The organism is Pseudomonas sp. DF11, assembly GCF_058148565.1.
The window spans coordinates 19,379-34,499 of sequence record NZ_JBYVYN010000013.1; the positions used below are offsets into that span (position 1 = coordinate 19,379).

General features: G+C 61.0%; 14 protein-coding genes. 7 read left to right on the forward strand and 7 right to left on the reverse strand.

What is annotated here, in order from left to right; all coding sequences use genetic code 11:
* Positions 1 to 84: 84 nt before the first annotated feature.
* Positions 85 to 2,082, reverse strand: coding sequence for an alpha-1,4-glucan--maltose-1-phosphate maltosyltransferase (locus AC30D9_RS27005; protein WP_490145215.1), 1,998 nt, complete (start codon positions 2,080 to 2,082; stop codon positions 85 to 87).
* A gap of 212 nt (positions 2,083 to 2,294) precedes the next feature.
* Between AC30D9_RS27005 and AC30D9_RS27010 the strand changes: the two genes are divergently transcribed.
* Positions 2,295 to 2,471 carry a hypothetical protein gene (locus AC30D9_RS27010; protein ID WP_490145216.1) on the forward strand — a complete coding sequence of 59 codons (177 nt, stop codon included), beginning with the start codon at positions 2,295 to 2,297 and terminating at the stop codon, positions 2,469 to 2,471.
* Between the two features lie 74 nt (positions 2,472 to 2,545).
* Here the strand turns inward: AC30D9_RS27010 and AC30D9_RS27015 are convergent, their stop codons facing one another.
* The gene (locus AC30D9_RS27015) at positions 2,546 to 3,046 is read right to left on the reverse strand and encodes an MgtC/SapB family protein (protein WP_109751736.1); all 501 of its coding nucleotides are present in this window, start codon (positions 3,044 to 3,046) and stop codon (positions 2,546 to 2,548) included.
* A 136-nt stretch (positions 3,047 to 3,182) separates the two neighbouring features.
* On the opposite strand from AC30D9_RS27015, the gene AC30D9_RS27020 reads away from it, so the two are divergent.
* The 3 genes from AC30D9_RS27020 to mapR all read left to right on the forward strand — a co-directional run bounded on the left by AC30D9_RS27020 (position 3,183) and on the right by mapR (position 6,618).
* A complete protein-coding gene (locus AC30D9_RS27020; RefSeq protein ID WP_490145217.1) occupies positions 3,183 to 3,416 on the forward strand; it encodes a DUF3203 family protein in 234 nt (77 codons plus the stop codon).
* 316 nt (positions 3,417 to 3,732) lie between these two features.
* Positions 3,733 to 5,145 carry a cytochrome c oxidase accessory protein CcoG gene (gene ccoG / locus AC30D9_RS27025; RefSeq protein WP_134923682.1) on the forward strand — a complete coding sequence of 471 codons (1,413 nt, stop codon included), beginning with the start codon at positions 3,733 to 3,735 and terminating at the stop codon, positions 5,143 to 5,145.
* Between the two features lie 63 nt (positions 5,146 to 5,208).
* Positions 5,209 to 6,618 (forward strand): GntR family transcriptional regulator MpaR, encoded by a 1,410-nt coding sequence (gene mapR, locus AC30D9_RS27030; protein WP_307571246.1) that lies wholly within the window; start codon positions 5,209 to 5,211, stop codon positions 6,616 to 6,618.
* A gap of 150 nt (positions 6,619 to 6,768) precedes the next feature.
* Here the strand turns inward: mapR and AC30D9_RS27035 are convergent, their stop codons facing one another.
* Together AC30D9_RS27035 and AC30D9_RS27040 are read right to left on the reverse strand one after the other, a co-directional pair.
* A complete protein-coding gene (locus AC30D9_RS27035) occupies positions 6,769 to 7,515 on the reverse strand; it encodes an SDR family oxidoreductase (protein ID WP_109751731.1) in 747 nt (248 codons plus the stop codon).
* Positions 7,516 to 7,614: 99 nt separating this feature from the next.
* Positions 7,615 to 8,493: a Dyp-type peroxidase gene (locus AC30D9_RS27040; protein ID WP_134923679.1), complete on the reverse strand. Its 879-nt coding sequence runs from the start codon at positions 8,491 to 8,493 to the stop codon at positions 7,615 to 7,617.
* Positions 8,494 to 8,758: 265 nt separating this feature from the next.
* Here AC30D9_RS27040 and ampC point away from each other — a divergent pair, with 265 nt between their 5' ends.
* Positions 8,759 to 9,907: a class C beta-lactamase gene (gene ampC, locus AC30D9_RS27045; protein WP_490145218.1), complete on the forward strand. Its 1,149-nt coding sequence runs from the start codon at positions 8,759 to 8,761 to the stop codon at positions 9,905 to 9,907.
* A gap of 151 nt (positions 9,908 to 10,058) precedes the next feature.
* Here the strand turns inward: ampC and AC30D9_RS27050 are convergent, their stop codons facing one another.
* From AC30D9_RS27050 to AC30D9_RS27060, 3 genes are all read right to left on the reverse strand, one after another.
* Positions 10,059 to 10,607, reverse strand: a complete 549-nt coding sequence (locus tag AC30D9_RS27050; RefSeq protein ID WP_134923677.1) for a DUF4174 domain-containing protein — start codon at positions 10,605 to 10,607, stop codon at positions 10,059 to 10,061.
* Positions 10,608 to 10,897: 290 nt separating this feature from the next.
* Positions 10,898 to 11,683, reverse strand: coding sequence for a sulfite exporter TauE/SafE family protein (locus tag AC30D9_RS27055; protein ID WP_134923676.1), 786 nt, complete (start codon positions 11,681 to 11,683; stop codon positions 10,898 to 10,900).
* 107 nt (positions 11,684 to 11,790) lie between these two features.
* Positions 11,791 to 12,540 (reverse strand): hypothetical protein, encoded by a 750-nt coding sequence (locus tag AC30D9_RS27060; protein ID WP_307571247.1) that lies wholly within the window; start codon positions 12,538 to 12,540, stop codon positions 11,791 to 11,793.
* Positions 12,541 to 12,837: 297 nt separating this feature from the next.
* Between AC30D9_RS27060 and AC30D9_RS27065 the strand changes: the two genes are divergently transcribed.
* Positions 12,838 to 13,989 (forward strand): aldose epimerase family protein, encoded by a 1,152-nt coding sequence (locus tag AC30D9_RS27065; protein WP_307571248.1) that lies wholly within the window; start codon positions 12,838 to 12,840, stop codon positions 13,987 to 13,989.
* 159 nt (positions 13,990 to 14,148) lie between these two features.
* Positions 14,149 to 14,970, forward strand: coding sequence for an aldo/keto reductase (locus AC30D9_RS27070; protein ID WP_490145219.1), 822 nt, complete (start codon positions 14,149 to 14,151; stop codon positions 14,968 to 14,970).
* Positions 14,971 to 15,121 lie beyond the last annotated feature (151 nt).

Consider the following 15,121-nt stretch of genomic DNA (forward strand, 5'->3'; position numbering starts at 1 on the left):
GCTGCTTCGCAGCCCAGCGGGGATAAATCCCCTCTCCACAGCAAGCTCCCTCGCCACAACAGCCCTCATTCACATTGCGCTGCGTCACGCCACGCTAATCCGCCAGATCCCGAACGGCTGGTACGCCGGATCAATCCGCATGAACTGGTATTTGCCGTACCAGGTCCAGCGATGTCCATTCATCAAATCCTCGCCCTGGGTCTGGGCGTCGTCAGGCAAGCCCATTTCCCACAGCGGCAATTCGAAATTGGCTTCCTGGGGGTTGTGCGGATCGAGGCTCACCGCCACCAGGATGAAATTGCTGCCGTCGGACGTGCGCTTGCCGAAATAAAGAATGTTGTCGTTCCAGGCGTTGTAGATCTTCAGGCCCAAATGCGTATGCAACGCCGGGTTCTGTCGGCGGATACGGTTGAGCTGGGCGATCTCGGCAACGATGTTGCCTGGGGCGGTGAAGTCCCGGGGACGGATCTCGTATTTCTCTGAATCGAGGTACTCCTCCTTGCCCGGCACCGGTGCCGATTCGCACAGCTCGAAGCCCGAATACATGCCCCACAAACCTGAGCCCATGGTCGCCAGGGCTGCGCGGATCAGAAAACCCGGGCGCCCCGACTCATGGAGAAAGGCTGGGTTGATGTCTGGCGTATTGACGAAAAAATTCGGCCGGTAGCATTCACGCCAAGGCGACTCATTGAGTTCGCTGAAGTAGGTCGCCAGCTCGGCCTTGGTGTTGCGCCAGGTGAAATAGGTGTAGCTCTGGGAATAACCGACCTTGCCCAGCCGCGCCATCATGGCCGGCGTGGTGAACGCTTCAGCCAGGAAGATCACTTCAGGGTATTGAGCCCGGACATCGGCGATCAACCATTGCCAGAATGGCAGCGGCTTGGTGTGAGGGTTGTCGACGCGGAATATCTTCACGCCTTCCTTGACCCAGCCCACCACGATGTCGCGCAACTCCGTCCACAGGCTGGGAATCGCATCGGCCGCGTAGAAATCAACGTTGACGATGTCCTGGTATTTCTTCGGCGGGTTTTCCGCGTATTTGATCGTGCCGTCCGGCCGCCAGCTGAACCAGCCCGGATGCTGTTTGAGCCAAGGATGGTCCTGGGAACACTGGATCGCAAAATCCAGGGCAATCTCCAGGCCGTGGTCAGCGGCCGCCGCTACCAGGCGCCGGAAGTCCTCGCGGCTACCCAATTGCGGGTGAATGGCCTCGTGCCCACCCTCCTCGCTGCCAATGGCATATGGGCTGCCCGGGTCGTCGGGACCGGCGGTGAGGGAATTGTTCGGGCCTTTGCGGAAACTGCGACCGATGGGGTGGATCGGCGGGAAGTACAAAACGTCGAAGCCCATGTCCTGGATCACCGCCAGGCGCGAATGCACATCGTTGAAGGTGCCGTGGCGCTTGGGATCGTCAGTGATGGAGCGGGGAAACAGCTCATACCAGCTGGCAAACTCGGACAGCTTGCGCTCCACATCCAACGGGTACTCAGGGCTGATGCTCAAGTACGGGCGATGATCGGCCAGGGACATCAGATCGGCACTGCGCGGTGCCAGGAACAGTGCCACCTGCTCGGTCGGCAGCAAACCGGAGAGCTCGTGGTGCAAGGCCGCCAGTTGCTCGCTCAACTCTCCCGTGCTGCGCTCGACGGCCATTTGCACCTGGTTGCGCCCTTCCTGCAACTCCAGGCTGATCGGCACCCCTGCGCCGAATTTTTTCTCCAGCTCGTAGCGAAAACTGGCGAACTGATCGATCCAGGCCTCGATACAGAACACATAGCGGCCTTGTTCCGGCACATTGAACTGGCCGCGCCAGCCGTTGTTGCCCAGGTCGCTCATGACTTCGCTGTTCCATACTTCGTCCTGCAGCGCACGCCAGCGGATGCGCACGGCCAGCTTGTCGTGGCCATCGGCGAAGACCTTGCTGGTTACCGTCACGTCCTGCCCGACCACAGCCTTGGCGGCGAACTGCCCGCCGTCGATCACCGGCATGGTGTTTTCAATGGCAATACGCGGCAACAGCAAGGCTTGAGACAGCGGCAAATGCGGGTTGTAAGCCAGGTCAGTCGGGTATTCGGCAATCATCGAGCATCGCTCCTTTTACGCCCCATGGACGCGCTTGTGGCGGTAAAGGCCCAACGGGTCCCTGAAAAAAACTCACTTAAACTCCGAACCGAACCAGCGGTTAAAAGTTCAGAGGGATTTGCCTCGATGCATCCCGGGGATCAAAGCCGGTGCAAGGTGGTCAACAACAATAAGCACGACTCAAGCCATGTGCGTCACGGAGACCCGTCCCGATGAATATTCCCATCCCGGCCGAAACACCTGACCCGAACATCGACGACCCCACCTTGCCCCCGCCCGGTCCTGATCCGGAACCGATTCCCGAGAAGGACCCGCCGCTGGACCCACAACCGCCGCTGGGTGACCCGCCGAGCGAGGAGCCGCCGGAGCGGGTTTGCTCAACAGACTAGTGGATAACAAAAAACCTGTGGGAGCGGGCTTGCTCGCTCCCACATTGAATGGTGTGTTCTGGCTGGGATCACGGTCACGGCTTGTTCTCCCTCTCCAGCGCCCGGACGATCACCGGCATCACGCTGAAGATCACCAGCGCTAGCACCGTACTGAGCACCGCCGTCGCCTCCCGTCCCAGCCCGGCAGCGACGCCGATGGCGGCGGTCATCCACAGCCCGGCAGCAGTGGTCAGGCCTTTTACATGGCCTTCGTCGCCGTCGTTGTTCTTCAGGATCGTGCCTGCGCCGAGAAAACCGATGCCGGCGACAATGCCTTGGATCACCCGGCTCATGGCGTCAGCCTGGGACCCGGACATCTGCGGTACCAATACGAACAACGCAGCTCCCAGCGCCACCAGCATATGGGTGCGCACGCCGGCAGCCTTGCCCTTGTGTTCGCGCTCGAAACCCAGGATGCCCCCCAGCAACGCAGCCATCACCAGGCGCACCGTGACCCGGGTCATCTGCTGGGCATCGGTGATGTCGGCGAATTCCGCCTGCAGGGTCATCCAGACTTCATGCCACCAGGCTTCCATGGACCGTCCTCTTTCCATTCGATACATGATGGACCGCAAGCGAAGCCAGAGGTGCGCTCGACCGCTGATCAGGCGCGACGAACCCTGGCTAGCGGGCCGCGCCTAATGTTCAGGACATAACGAAGGAAGTGCTGCCATGCCTATACGTATCGAAGACCAGATCTGCTATTTCGACAGCAGCACCGGCCCGCAACAGCGCCCCGCCAGCCAGCTGACCATCATCACCGACCCGGACAAGGCCATGTCGGCCGTGGAGATCAATGGCGAGCTGGTCTACCTCACCGAAGCTGAAGTCGATGCCCTGACCGTGGCCGGCGCGACCGACGGGCGCAAGCACCTGAAGGCCACGGACAGCGGCTCGGCGGTCTGAATCCATCTACCCGAGCCTGGGAAGCACTTGTGGCGAGAGGACTTATCCCCGCTGGCTGACGGAGCAACTCCTACGACCTGCGTCCGGGCCAATCCTGGACACCAGGCGCAATTACTTGGGGGCGCTTCGCACCCCAGCGGGGATAAATCCCCTCGCCACAGTCATATGTTCGTCACTTCCTGGGTGCATCAAAGTGTCGCAGCGCCTAGGTTTTACGGCATCTGATCCGGTTTTTATCAAAACACCTGAGTCTGTTATGCAAACAGTTCCATGGTCATAGTGCCCCGGCCAGATAGAGGCTGATGAGCGACCGACCATGAGCGATAGAATCCCCGTCCAGTTGATACAGACGTTCGAACCTGCGCCAACGAAGATAAAGGCCAGGACCACCGACAACCTGATCCACACCCGCAGCTTCACCGGCTTGTTTCGCACCTTGCGCATCAGCGGTGCGGGGGTTCTGTTCCTGCTGTTTTTCGGCACGGTGTGGTTGAACTGGGGTGGTCGCCAGGCGGTGCTCTGGGACCTTTCCGAAAGCAAATTCCACATCTTTGGCGCGACTTTCTGGCCCCAGGATTTCATCCTGCTCTCGGCCTTGCTGATCATCGCCGCCTTCGGCCTGTTCGCCATCACCGTCTTCGCCGGGCGCGTGTGGTGCGGCTACACCTGCCCACAGAGCTCCTGGACCTGGATCTTCATGTGGTGCGAGAAAATCACCGAAGGCGAACGCAACCAGCGGATCAAGCTGCAAGCAGCGCCCTGGGGCCTGAACAAACTGCTGCGCCGCTCGGCCAAGCACACATTGTGGCTGGCCATCAGCTTGCTCACCGGCCTGACCTTCGTGGGTTACTTCACGCCGATCCGGCCACTGGCCGAAGAGCTGCTGACCTTGCAAATGGCCGGTGTGAGCTTGTTCTGGGTGCTCTTTTTTACCGCAGCCACCTACCTCAACGCCGGCTGGCTGCGTGAGGCGGTGTGCATGCATATGTGCCCTTATGCACGCTTTCAGAGCGTGATGTTCGACAAGGACACCCTGACCATTTCCTACGACACGGCCCGTGGTGAAATCCGCGGCCCGCGCAAACGCGAGGCAAACCCCGCGAACATTGGCCTGGGCGACTGCATCGACTGCCAGATGTGCGTGCAGGTCTGCCCCACCGGCATCGACATCCGCGATGGCCTGCAAATGGAATGCATCGGCTGCGCGGCCTGCATCGATGCCTGCGATTCGATCATGGACAAGATGGGTTACGCCCGCGGCCTGATCAAATACACCTCCGAACACCAGTTGCAGGGCGGCAAGACTCACCTGCTGCGACCCCGGCTGATCGGCTACACCGCCGTGTTGCTGGTGATGATCGGCGCGCTGGCCGTGGCGCTGGTGCAGCGGCCCATGGTGTCGCTGGACGTCAGCAAGGACCGAGGCCTGTTCCGCGAGAACAGCGCGGGCCAGATCGAGAACATCTACACCCTGAAAGTCATCAACAAGACCCAACAGCGCCAGGATTATCACTTGTCCCTGGTGGAAAGCGACGGCTTCGTCCTGCAAGGCACGACGCAGTTGAGCCTGGCCCCGGGTGAAATCGTCGACGTGCCAGTGTCGGTGGCGATGCTCAGTGAACGGCCAGGCAAAAGCTCCCAGGAAATGACGTTCAAGGTCGCCGACACGGATGAGCCGGGAATCTACAGCCTCGCCAAGAGCCGTTTTGTCGCGCCGATGAATCGGTGAAGCATTAAGATGCCGAGCTCTTGTGGAAGCGAAAACCATGTGTCACTCAAGACTGGGCCTGCCATGAAACGCTACGAAAAATTCGCCGACGACATCGCTGAACTGATCCGCTCGGGCATGCTGGGGCCGGGTCAGCGGGTGCCGTCGGTACGCTACGCCAGCCAGACCTACGGCGTCAGCCCGTCCACCGTATTCCAGGCCTATTACCTGCTGGAGCGACGCGGCATGATCCGGGCCCGGCCGCGCTCCGGCTACTTCGTCAACGCCCATGCGCCAAGCCCATTTTCCGAGCCGGCGATCAGCAGCCAGGTGCACGAGTCCACCGAAGTCGACGTCAGTGAGTTAGTGTTTTCGGTGCTGGATTCGATCAAGGACCCGGCCACCGTACCCTTCGGCTCGGCATTCCCCAGCCCGACACTGTTCCCACTGCAACGGCTGTCCCGTTCGCTGTCCAGCGCAACACGGGACATGGACCCGCGAATGGTGGTCACGGACATGTCGCCAGGCAATCCACAACTGCGTCGACAAATCGCGCTGCGCTACATGGTCGGCGGGCTGATGTTGCCCATGGAGGAGCTGCTGGTCACCAATGGTGCCCTGGAAGCCTTGAACCTGTGCCTGCAAGCCGTGACCGAACCCGGCGACCTGGTGGCGATCGAGGCGCCGGCATTCTATGCCAGCCTACAGGTACTGGAACGGCTCAAGCTCAAGGCCGTGGAAATCCCCGTTCACCCGCGCGACGGCATCGACCTGGACGTGTTGGAACAGACACTGGAGCGCCATCCGATCAAGGCCTGCTGGTGCATGACCAGTTTCCAGAACCCCATGGGCGCGACCATGCCCGAGGCCAGGAAACAGGCCTTGGTGGAACTGCTGCGCCGCCATCAGGTGCCGCTGATCGAGGACGACGTCTACGCCGAACTCTATTACGGTCAGCAGGCCCCCAAGCCGGCCAAGGCGTTCGACACCGAAGGGCTGGTGATGCATTGCGGCTCGTTCGCCAAGAGCCTGGCGCCGGGCTATCGCATCGGCTGGGTCGCCGCCGGGCGCTTTGCGCAGAAGATCGAACGGCTCAAGCTCATGACCTCGCTGTGCGCCTCGATGCCAGCCCAGGCCGCCATCGCCGACTACCTGCAACACGGCGGCTACGACCGCCACCTGCGCAAACTGCGCTACGCCCTGGAAGAACAGCAAAGCGCGATGCTCGCCGCCATCGCCCGCTATTTTCCGGCCCAGACCCGGGTCAGCCAGCCGGCAGGCGGTTACTTCCTGTGGCTGGAGCTGCCGGAGCAGATGGATTCGCTGAAACTGTTCCAGATGGCCCTGGCCCAGGGCATCAGCATCGCGCCGGGACCGATCTTTTCACCGACGCAGCGTTTCCGAAATTGCATCCGCTTGAACTATGGCAGCCCGTGGACCGACGCCTCGGAAAAGGCCATGGAGACGTTGGGGCGGATTATTCGGTCGTTTTGATATTGGAGCGCCTTTTATTGCCTCATCGCGAGCAGGCTCGCTCCCACAGTGGATTTACGGTGAAACGAATATCTCAGGTACTCAGCAAATCTCATGTGGGAGCGAGCCTGCTCGCGATGACAGCAGAACAGGCAACCCGTATTCCAAAGCTCAGCGCCCGCCCCCCAGGTCCACAAACGTCCCGGTCGCATATGAAGCCTTGTCCGACAGCAGCCAGATAATCGCTTCGGCGACTTCATCCGGACGACCGCCCCGAGCCATGGGAATCGCCGACTCCAATTTGCTGACCCGATCCGGGTCGCCGCTCAGGGCATGGAAATCGGTGTAGATATAGCCAGGGCGAACCGCGTTGACGCGAATACCTTCGCCAGCCACTTCCTTGGACAGGCCGATGGTGAAGGTGTCCAGCGCGCCCTTGGAGGCTGCGTAATCGACGTATTCACCCGGCGCCCCCAGGCGAGCAGCCACCGACGAGACGTTGACGATACTCCCGCCCTGCCCACCATGCCGGGGCGACATGCGCAGCACCGCGTGCTTGGCACAGAGGATCGGTCCCAGCACATTGGTCTTCATGATCTTGAGGATGCGGAACTCGGACATTTCATCGAGCCGGGACTTGTGGGCCACCGTGCCGGCGTTGTTCACCAGGGCGGTGACACGTCCCAGCTCGGCATCCACCCGGTCGAACAGGCTGATCACCTCATCTTCGATGCTCACGTCGGCGCGCACGGCCATCGCCTGTGCGCCCTTGGCCCGCACCTGTTCGAGCACCTCTTGCGCGGCACTTTCATCCGACTGGTAATTGATGCAGATCCGATAACCCAACTCGGCAGCCAACAGCGCCGTGGCCGCCCCGATGCCGCGACCACCACCGGTGATGACGATGACTTTATCCACGTTTGCTTCCCCCGTTCCACGGATAGACGTCCGGCCCAAGAATAGCGTTCACCGGTGCGTTTGCACAAAACGCCCGGCTCAGCGGACCAAAACGCCTGTTCAGCGGGCTATGGCCCGTAGGTCCAGGCGCCCGTCCAGCAGCGGCGGGCACCAGTAGTAACCACCGGTGATTGGCCGGCTCATACGATACAGGCCGTCGGTGATACCGTCTTCCAGGCCGCTCATGCGCCGCAGTTGTGCCTCGAAGGCATCGAGGGAGAAGCCGAACGCCAGAAACATCAGCCCTGCACGGTCGCCTTCGATCCACGGCATGGAGCGCCGTACCACGAACGCCTCCGGGGCGAAGCTTTCCTGGGCGGTGCGCTTGACGTGGGCCGACTCCGGCGCATCGTCGATTTCTTCGTTGTCGCTCAGGCGGCGGCCCATGATGTTGTCGCGTTCGTGGGGCTGCATCGCCGCGAAACCGTCCAGATCGTGTTGCCACTGCTGGATCGCCGCAAAACTGCCCCCGCGCAGCCCGTCGACACCTTGGGCCAGGGCTGCGGCAATGGCCGCTTCGTCATGAGGGTTTTCGGTGCCGTCTTCGTAGCCGGTCAGGTCATGGCCTGTCATATGGCGGAAGGTTTCGTTCATCTGCACCAGGCGCAACGCCGGGGCCAGCGCGGCCTCGATGGCGCGACTGCGGTGCATCAGCTCGCCGCGGTCTTCGCCGTGCAGCCAGCACCACAGCGCGTGCTGGGTCGACGGATTGTCCACGCCCACACCGGCCAACGCAGGAAAGGCCCGCAGGCCTTCGACCTGGGCGCCCAGCGCCTGGACCAGTGATTCGCCGAAGCCGACCACGGCCCGCCCATCGAGCAGCGACTGGAGTTTGTCTATCGCAGCCGGCAGTGCCTCGACCGATTCCAAGGCAAAAAACAAGTGACGGGCCTGAGGCGGAACAGGGGTGGCGAGAATGCCGGGCTGGTAGTAACTCATGTGAACTCCTTTAGAAAGAGCGCAAGTCTACCCGGCAGCCGTGGAGGTTTGCCATGCGACACCGAGGCCGGCTGCCAAAAGATTTGCGTAGGAAGGCTCCCGCGAGCCAGTCAGACGACTCGGAACCTGACCTGAGCCCGATGGCAACCAATTGCCGAGCAACCGAAAACCTCCTAGATTGACCAGCCCCAAGATGCCCCCGGGCATCGCAAGCTGCCGGATGCAGAGCGGCTTGAACCACCGCCATCCAAGGAGACGGTCCGACATGCACATGGCTAAATCGATACTCGCAGGCACTTTTTTCCTGTTCTGCGGGGCGGCTCCGGGCTTTGCCCAGGATCGCATTGAAGATGCCGTAAACACCACGATCCAGCCATTGATGAAGCAACAGGACATCGCCGGCATGGCTGTGGCGATCACCTACAACGGCCAACGCCATTACTTCAACTACGGCGTGGCCTCCAAGGACACGAAAAAGCCGGTCACCGACCAGACCCTCTTCGAAATCGGCTCGATCAGCAAGACCTTCACCGCCACCCTCGGCGCCTATGCCCAGGCCCAGGGCAAGTTGTCCCTGGCGGACCCGGCCAGTCGCTTCGCCCCCGAGCTGCGCGGCAGCGCCTTCGATGGCATCAGCCTGCTCAACCTCGCCACCTACACCGCCGGCGGCCTGCCGTTGCAGTTTCCCGACGAGGCGGACCATCCAGACCGGATGTTCAGTTACTACACGACCTGGAAGCCGCTCTACCCGGCCGGCACCCAACGACTCTATTCAAACCCGAGCATCGGCCTGTTCGGCTATCTGGCAGCCCGCAGCATGGGCCAGTCGTTCGACGAGGTAATGGAGCGCACGCTGATGCCAGGGCTGGGCCTCAAGCACAGTTATGTGCGGGTGCCACAGGATCAGTCGATTCGATACGCCCAAGGGTATGCAAAGGATGGCAAGCCTGTCCGGGTCGGGCCTGGCGCGCTGGACTCCGAGGCTTACGGGGTGAAGACCAGCTCATCGGACCTGATTCGCTTCGTCGAGGCCAACCTGCGCCCCGAAAAACTGGACGCCGGCCTGCGCCAAGCCATCGCCACGACCCATACCGGGTTCTATAAGGTCGGTGGGATGACCCAGGGGTTGGGTTGGGAGTTCTACCCCTACCCGCTCACCGTGGATGCGCTGCTGGCTGGCAACTCGACACAAGTCGCGATGACGCCAAACAAGGTCGAACCGCTGGACCCACCTCGCCCTGCGCCGGCCAACGCCTGGATCAACAAGACCGGTTCTACCGGTGGCTTTGGTGCCTACGTGGCATTCGTGCCCGGAAAGGACATGGGGATCGTCATGCTTGCCAACAGGAACTACCCGATCGAGGAACGGGTGAAAGCGGCGCATCGGATCCTCACTGCACTGGACGGGAAGTAAAGCGGCGGGGGTACCTGTGGCGAGGGGATTTATCCCCGTTGGGCTGCGAAGCGGCCCCAGCATTTCTGCATGTCAAAGAATCCGGCGAGTGCTACGCACTCGAGCGGGGATAAATCCCCTCGCCACAGGGGAGCCACGTCGTTATTGGAGATCAATCATCCAGCGGCTTCGGCGGCGCCGATGGCTTGGCAACCTTGCCAGGCTTGGCGCCTTTCGTATCCTTGGCCGGTGCAGGCTCTGGCGCGGGAGGTGGAGCTGGAGGTGTCGCTTCTTTTTCGGCCGCAGGCAGTTTATCGACGGTGTCGAAGAGGTCTTTCAGTTCGATCGCGCCGGAATGCTCAAGCTTCTTTTCCCCGTCCTTGCCCACCAGGATGATCTTGGGCTGCGCACCGGCGCCCAACCTGAGCGAGCGAATCAACGCCATGGTGCTTTGCGGGTCCAGGTCCTTGCCATCGCGCTGCCCAATGGTATTGAGCACGGTATAGAGCACCATGTTGCGCTCGGCAAAGCCCTGCTTGCCGGCCGGTTCATCCAAGGCCTTTTTCAGGCTCACCCAGGCAGGGTCGACCGAACTGGACGCGATGACGACAAGGGGACGTGACTTGCCTGCATCCGCCAACAAGGGCGAGTCGCCATCGGCAGCGAACAGAGGGCTGGCGATGGCCAGCAAGGTAGCGAAGGTCAACGACCGAATGAGCATGCGCCTCTCCTTTTGATATTTACGCTGTACTGATTGCGCATGGCGGCGATTGTTCCGCGAGAGTCGCTCGATACTGCGCCTGCCTGACTAGAAGCTTAGGCCAGGGGGGGCATTGCGCAACCAGCCAACGCGCACGGGAGGAAGAGGTAAGACTGCTAGAAGTACAGTCACCGCAAACGAGTGTGGGAGCGGGCTTGCTCGCGAAAGCGGTGTGTCAGTCGACTTCAACGTTGACTGACACACCGCTTTCGCGAGCAAGCCCGCTCCCACAATGGATCTCGGTGCCAGTTCTAGAACGCCAGCTTGAACCCGATCATCGCCAACATCACCGCCAGGCACGGGCGCAGCAGTTCGTCGGAGATGCGGCCCGACAAATGACTGCCCAGGTAGATCCCCGGCAACGAACCAACCAGCAGGAAGCCCAGGATGTGCCAGTCCATGTTGCCCATGCTCGCATGGCCCAGGCCAGCCACCAGGGTCAGCGGCACGGCGTGGGCGATCTCGGTGCCCACCAGGCGCTTGGTGACCAGGAACGGATAGAGGATGAACAGCGCAACAGTACCCAGGGCACCGGCGCCGATGGAGGTCAACGCGACCATCGTACCCAACACGAGGCCAGTGATGACCGTGAGCAGGTTGAGTCGCGAACCTGAGGGATTGTAGTGGCCGCCAGCGCGGTCATGAGCGAATTGCAGCAGGCGCTTCTTGAACAGAATCGCCAGGGCGGTGGCGAACAACACAAAGCCCAGGGCCTGCTTGATCACCGCGTTCATGGCGTCGGGGGAACTGTGCAGGCTGCTGAGGAACCACAGCGTCAAGCCGACCGCCGGCACGCTGCCCAGGGTCAGCCAACCAGTGATGGCCCAGTCGATGTTGCGGTTCTTGGCATGAACCAGGACACCGCCAGACTTGGTAATGGCCGCATACAGCAGGTCCGTACCCACCGCCGTCGCCGGGTTGATCCCAAACCACAACAGGATCGGGGTCATCAACGAACCACCGCCGACGCCGGTCATCCCAACGATGAAGCCAACCACCAGGCCTGCAACGACTAAACCGACATTACCGAAATCCATTAAACCCGTCTCAACACGACCGCATGAAAAATCTGGCCGCGAGCATAGCGATTTTTCTTATAACCCCCTATATCGATATGATCTATCTTTATTCCTTTCTCATCACCTCACTGAACCGGCAGGAAGTTGAGGAACAACAGGCTCTGGGCATAATTCAAGCCGATCCGTCGGTAGCGCTCGTCGAGCATCTGGGTCAACAGGTCCAGCCGGGCGACGATTTTTCCGAACTCCACGGCGAAACTCAGGTTGCTGCCCTCCTCCGAAATCTCATTGGAAAACAGCAGCGGTTTGCCCTCCTTGTTTTGCCGCTGACTCAGCAGCCAAGTGGCTTTTTCGATGTTGCGCGCGGCATTGCTGACAAAACGCGGGTCGATGGTGTCGGTCATGTAGAACTCCAGGCGATTGCCGTGAGCGGTGACCAGCATGCTACCGATGGCATAGATGAACGCCCCGACCCGATCACCGAGAAACTCCGGGCTCATGGCATAGCTCAGGGCAGCCAAGTCTTTCTTGCCGCCCAGGGTCGGTAAGGGTTGTTGCTGCTCGATGGCCATGCGCACCTGTTTTTCCGCAGTGCGGGCGTCGAGAAAGCCGGATTTACGCAGTTCCTCGGGGTTGCGCAGGTAAAGCTTGCTCATCAGCAGATAGAGGCTTTGCAGGTTGTCGTGCATCGACAACGTGGCCATGCGGTCGACGCTGGTCTGCAAGAACTCCTGGGGCCTGGCGTTGCTGAATTGCGTGACCATGTCCTGGCCCTGCTGCTGGCTGCAGCCGCCGCTGAACAGCACCGACACACCGACCAACAACGCCACGCCGCAGCGGCGCAACCTCATCACAGAATAAAAAACACCGGCCATCGAGTCTCGGTCTGGGCATGGGGAAGCGATGGGGGTCGCCGCTTCCAGGCCAAGGATAGAGCGGCAAAAAACGCAAAAGTGCAGTGACCGGTGAAAACCCGCGACCTTCCGCGACAGCTTCAAAACTTAATTAGTCTTACTTTTTAATTGAAAAATCTCCATTAATGGCTATAAATCCCTTCTCCACCCTCAAATAGAAAGACTACTAAACCGAAAAACCTTCAGCGCTGTCCGACCAGTAACGGACTCGCCCCGCGTTCAAAACAACAACAAAACAACAGGAAGGAAGGTCATACCATGCTTGAATCCAGACAACTGCTCACGGCCCTCGGAGTGTCTCTGATGATCGCCACCTCGGCTTCCCAGGCTGCCGGCCTGACCAACGAACGCGGTACGTTCGGCAAGACCGACGACGGCACGGCGGTGGAAAAATTCGTGCTGCGCAACAGTCACGGCATGGAGGCTACGGTCATCACCTATGGCGGCATCCTGCAGTCATTGAGCGTGCCGGACAAAAACGGCAAGGCCGCCGACATCGTGCTCGGTTTCGACGATGTGCAGGGTTATCAGAAGAACGGCAGCGTGTATTTCGGCGCGACCATCGGCCGCTTCGGCAATCGCCTGGCCGACGGGGCTTTCGAGCTGGACGGCAAGCGTTACCAGGTGCCGCAGAACGACCATGGCAACTCCCTGCACGGCGGGCCGCAAGGGTTCGACAAGCGCGTCTGGAAGGCCCAGCCCCATAATGCCAAGGACTCGGTGGGTGTCACCCTGACCTACCTGTCACCCGATGGCGAGATGGGCTTTCCCGGTGCGCTGAAAACCGACGTCACCTACAGCCTCAACGAACAGAACGAGTTACGCATCGAGTACAAGGCCACCACCGACAAACCCACGGTGCTGAACCTGACCAACCACAGCTATTTCAACCTGGCCGGCGCCGGCAACGGCGACATACTCGAGCAGATCGCAACCCTGCACGCAGCCCACTACACGCCAGTCACCGCCAAGCTCATTCCCACCGGCGAGCTGGCTCCCGTGGCCGGCACACCGATGGACTTCACCCAACCCACCGCCATCGGCACCCATATCAAGGCCGATCACCCACAACTCAAATTCGCCGAGCCGAAACAGGGTGGCTTCGATTTCAACTGGGCGCTGGACGCCAAGGGCGACGTGAACAAACTGGCCGCCGAGGTCTATGACACGGAGTCCGGACGCCGTCTGCAGCTCTACACCACCGAACCTGGCGTGCAGTTCTACACCAGCAACTTCCTCGATGGCACCGTCAAGGGCAAGCAAGGCAAGGTCTATCCGCACTGGGGCGCGTTCACCCTGGAAACCCAGCACTACCCCGACTCGCCCAACCAGCCGAACTTCCCCTCGACGCGGCTCGATCCAGGCCAGACCTATACCCAGACCATGGTGCTGAAGTTCTCGGCAAAATAACGTCCCGCCGACTGACCATTCCCACGCTCCGCGTCACGCTTTTGGGACGCGGAGCATCCCGGAAAGCATTCCCACGCAGAACGTGGGAACGCTCATCAGGTGAACACCTGGTCTATCCTGCTGCCACAGCACTATCGGTCTAAACAACAGGAGGTAGCCATGAAGACTCTGGAATTGGCCGGCGTGTCCGTACCGGTAATCGGCCAAGGCACCTGGCGCATGGGTGAGGAACCGTCCCATCACAAGAAAGAAGTCGCAGCCTTGCGCTTGGGCATCGAGCTGGGCATGACCCTGATCGACACCGCGGAGATGTATGCCGAAGGCGGTGCCGAGACCGTCGTTGGCGAAGCGATCACCGGCCTGCGCGACCAGGTTTTCCTGGTGAGCAAGGTCTATCCACACAACGCCAGTCGCAAAGGCATTCCCCTGGCCTGCGAACGCAGTTTGCGCCGGCTCGACACCGATTACATCGACCTTTACCTGCTGCACTGGCGCGGTCAGTACCCGCTGGAGGAAACCGTCGAAGCCTTCGAGCGCCTGCGCGAAGAAGGCAAGATTGGCCGTTGGGGCGTGTCGAACTTCGACGTGGCGGACCTTGAAGAACTGGCCGCGCCGGCCTGCGCGACCAACCAGGTGCTGTACAACCTGCAAGAACGCGGCATCGAATTCGACCTGCTGCCCTGGTGCCAGCAACAGCGCATGCCAGTCATGGCGTACTGCCCGGTCGGCCAGGGCGGGCACCTGCTCAAGGATCACACCCTGGGACAAATCGCCGAACGCCACCGCGCAACACCGGCACAAATAGCCCTGGCCTGGCTGTTGCGCCAGGACAATGTGATTGCCATTCCCAAGGCCGTGAAGCCCGAGCATGTGCGTTTGAATGCCGAGGCGGCGAACCTGAAGCTTGAGCCGCAGGATCTGGCGGCGTTGGACCTGATGTTTCCGCAGCCTCAAGGCAAGCAGCGGCTGGCGATGGTCTGACACCCAATCCTGGGATTCACACCGACCTGTGGCGAGGGGATTTATCCCCGCTCGAGTGCGTAGCACTCGCAACATTGGCTATTGCAGGTTTTTGGGGTCGCTGCGCGACCCATCGGGGATAAATCCCCTCGCCACAGATAAATCCCCTCAC

What these genes read in the sequence shown, in the direction of transcription:
- AC30D9_RS27010 (WP_490145216.1), top strand. Translation starts at nt 2,295, where the DNA reads ATGAATATTCCCATCCCGGCCGAAACACCTGACCCGAACATCGACGAC.
- AC30D9_RS27050 (WP_134923677.1), bottom strand. Translation starts at nt 10,607, where the DNA reads ATGCTCATTCGGTCGTTGACCTTCGCTACCTTGCTGGCCATCGCCAGC.
- AC30D9_RS27020 (WP_490145217.1), top strand. Translation starts at nt 3,183, where the DNA reads ATGCCTATACGTATCGAAGACCAGATCTGCTATTTCGACAGCAGCACC.
- AC30D9_RS27055 (WP_134923676.1), bottom strand. Translation starts at nt 11,683, where the DNA reads ATGGATTTCGGTAATGTCGGTTTAGTCGTTGCAGGCCTGGTGGTTGGC.
- AC30D9_RS27015 (WP_109751736.1), bottom strand. Translation starts at nt 3,046, where the DNA reads ATGGAAGCCTGGTGGCATGAAGTCTGGATGACCCTGCAGGCGGAATTC.
- AC30D9_RS27070 (WP_490145219.1), top strand. Translation starts at nt 14,149, where the DNA reads ATGAAGACTCTGGAATTGGCCGGCGTGTCCGTACCGGTAATCGGCCAA.
- ampC (WP_490145218.1), top strand. Translation starts at nt 8,759, where the DNA reads ATGCACATGGCTAAATCGATACTCGCAGGCACTTTTTTCCTGTTCTGC.
- AC30D9_RS27005 (WP_490145215.1), bottom strand. Translation starts at nt 2,082, where the DNA reads ATGATTGCCGAATACCCGACTGACCTGGCTTACAACCCGCATTTGCCG.
- AC30D9_RS27065 (WP_307571248.1), top strand. Translation starts at nt 12,838, where the DNA reads ATGCTTGAATCCAGACAACTGCTCACGGCCCTCGGAGTGTCTCTGATG.
- AC30D9_RS27060 (WP_307571247.1), bottom strand. Translation starts at nt 12,540, where the DNA reads ATGGCCGGTGTTTTTTATTCTGTGATGAGGTTGCGCCGCTGCGGCGTG.
- ccoG (WP_134923682.1), top strand. Translation starts at nt 3,733, where the DNA reads ATGAGCGATAGAATCCCCGTCCAGTTGATACAGACGTTCGAACCTGCG.
- AC30D9_RS27040 (WP_134923679.1), bottom strand. Translation starts at nt 8,493, where the DNA reads ATGAGTTACTACCAGCCCGGCATTCTCGCCACCCCTGTTCCGCCTCAG.
- mapR (WP_307571246.1), top strand. Translation starts at nt 5,209, where the DNA reads ATGAAACGCTACGAAAAATTCGCCGACGACATCGCTGAACTGATCCGC.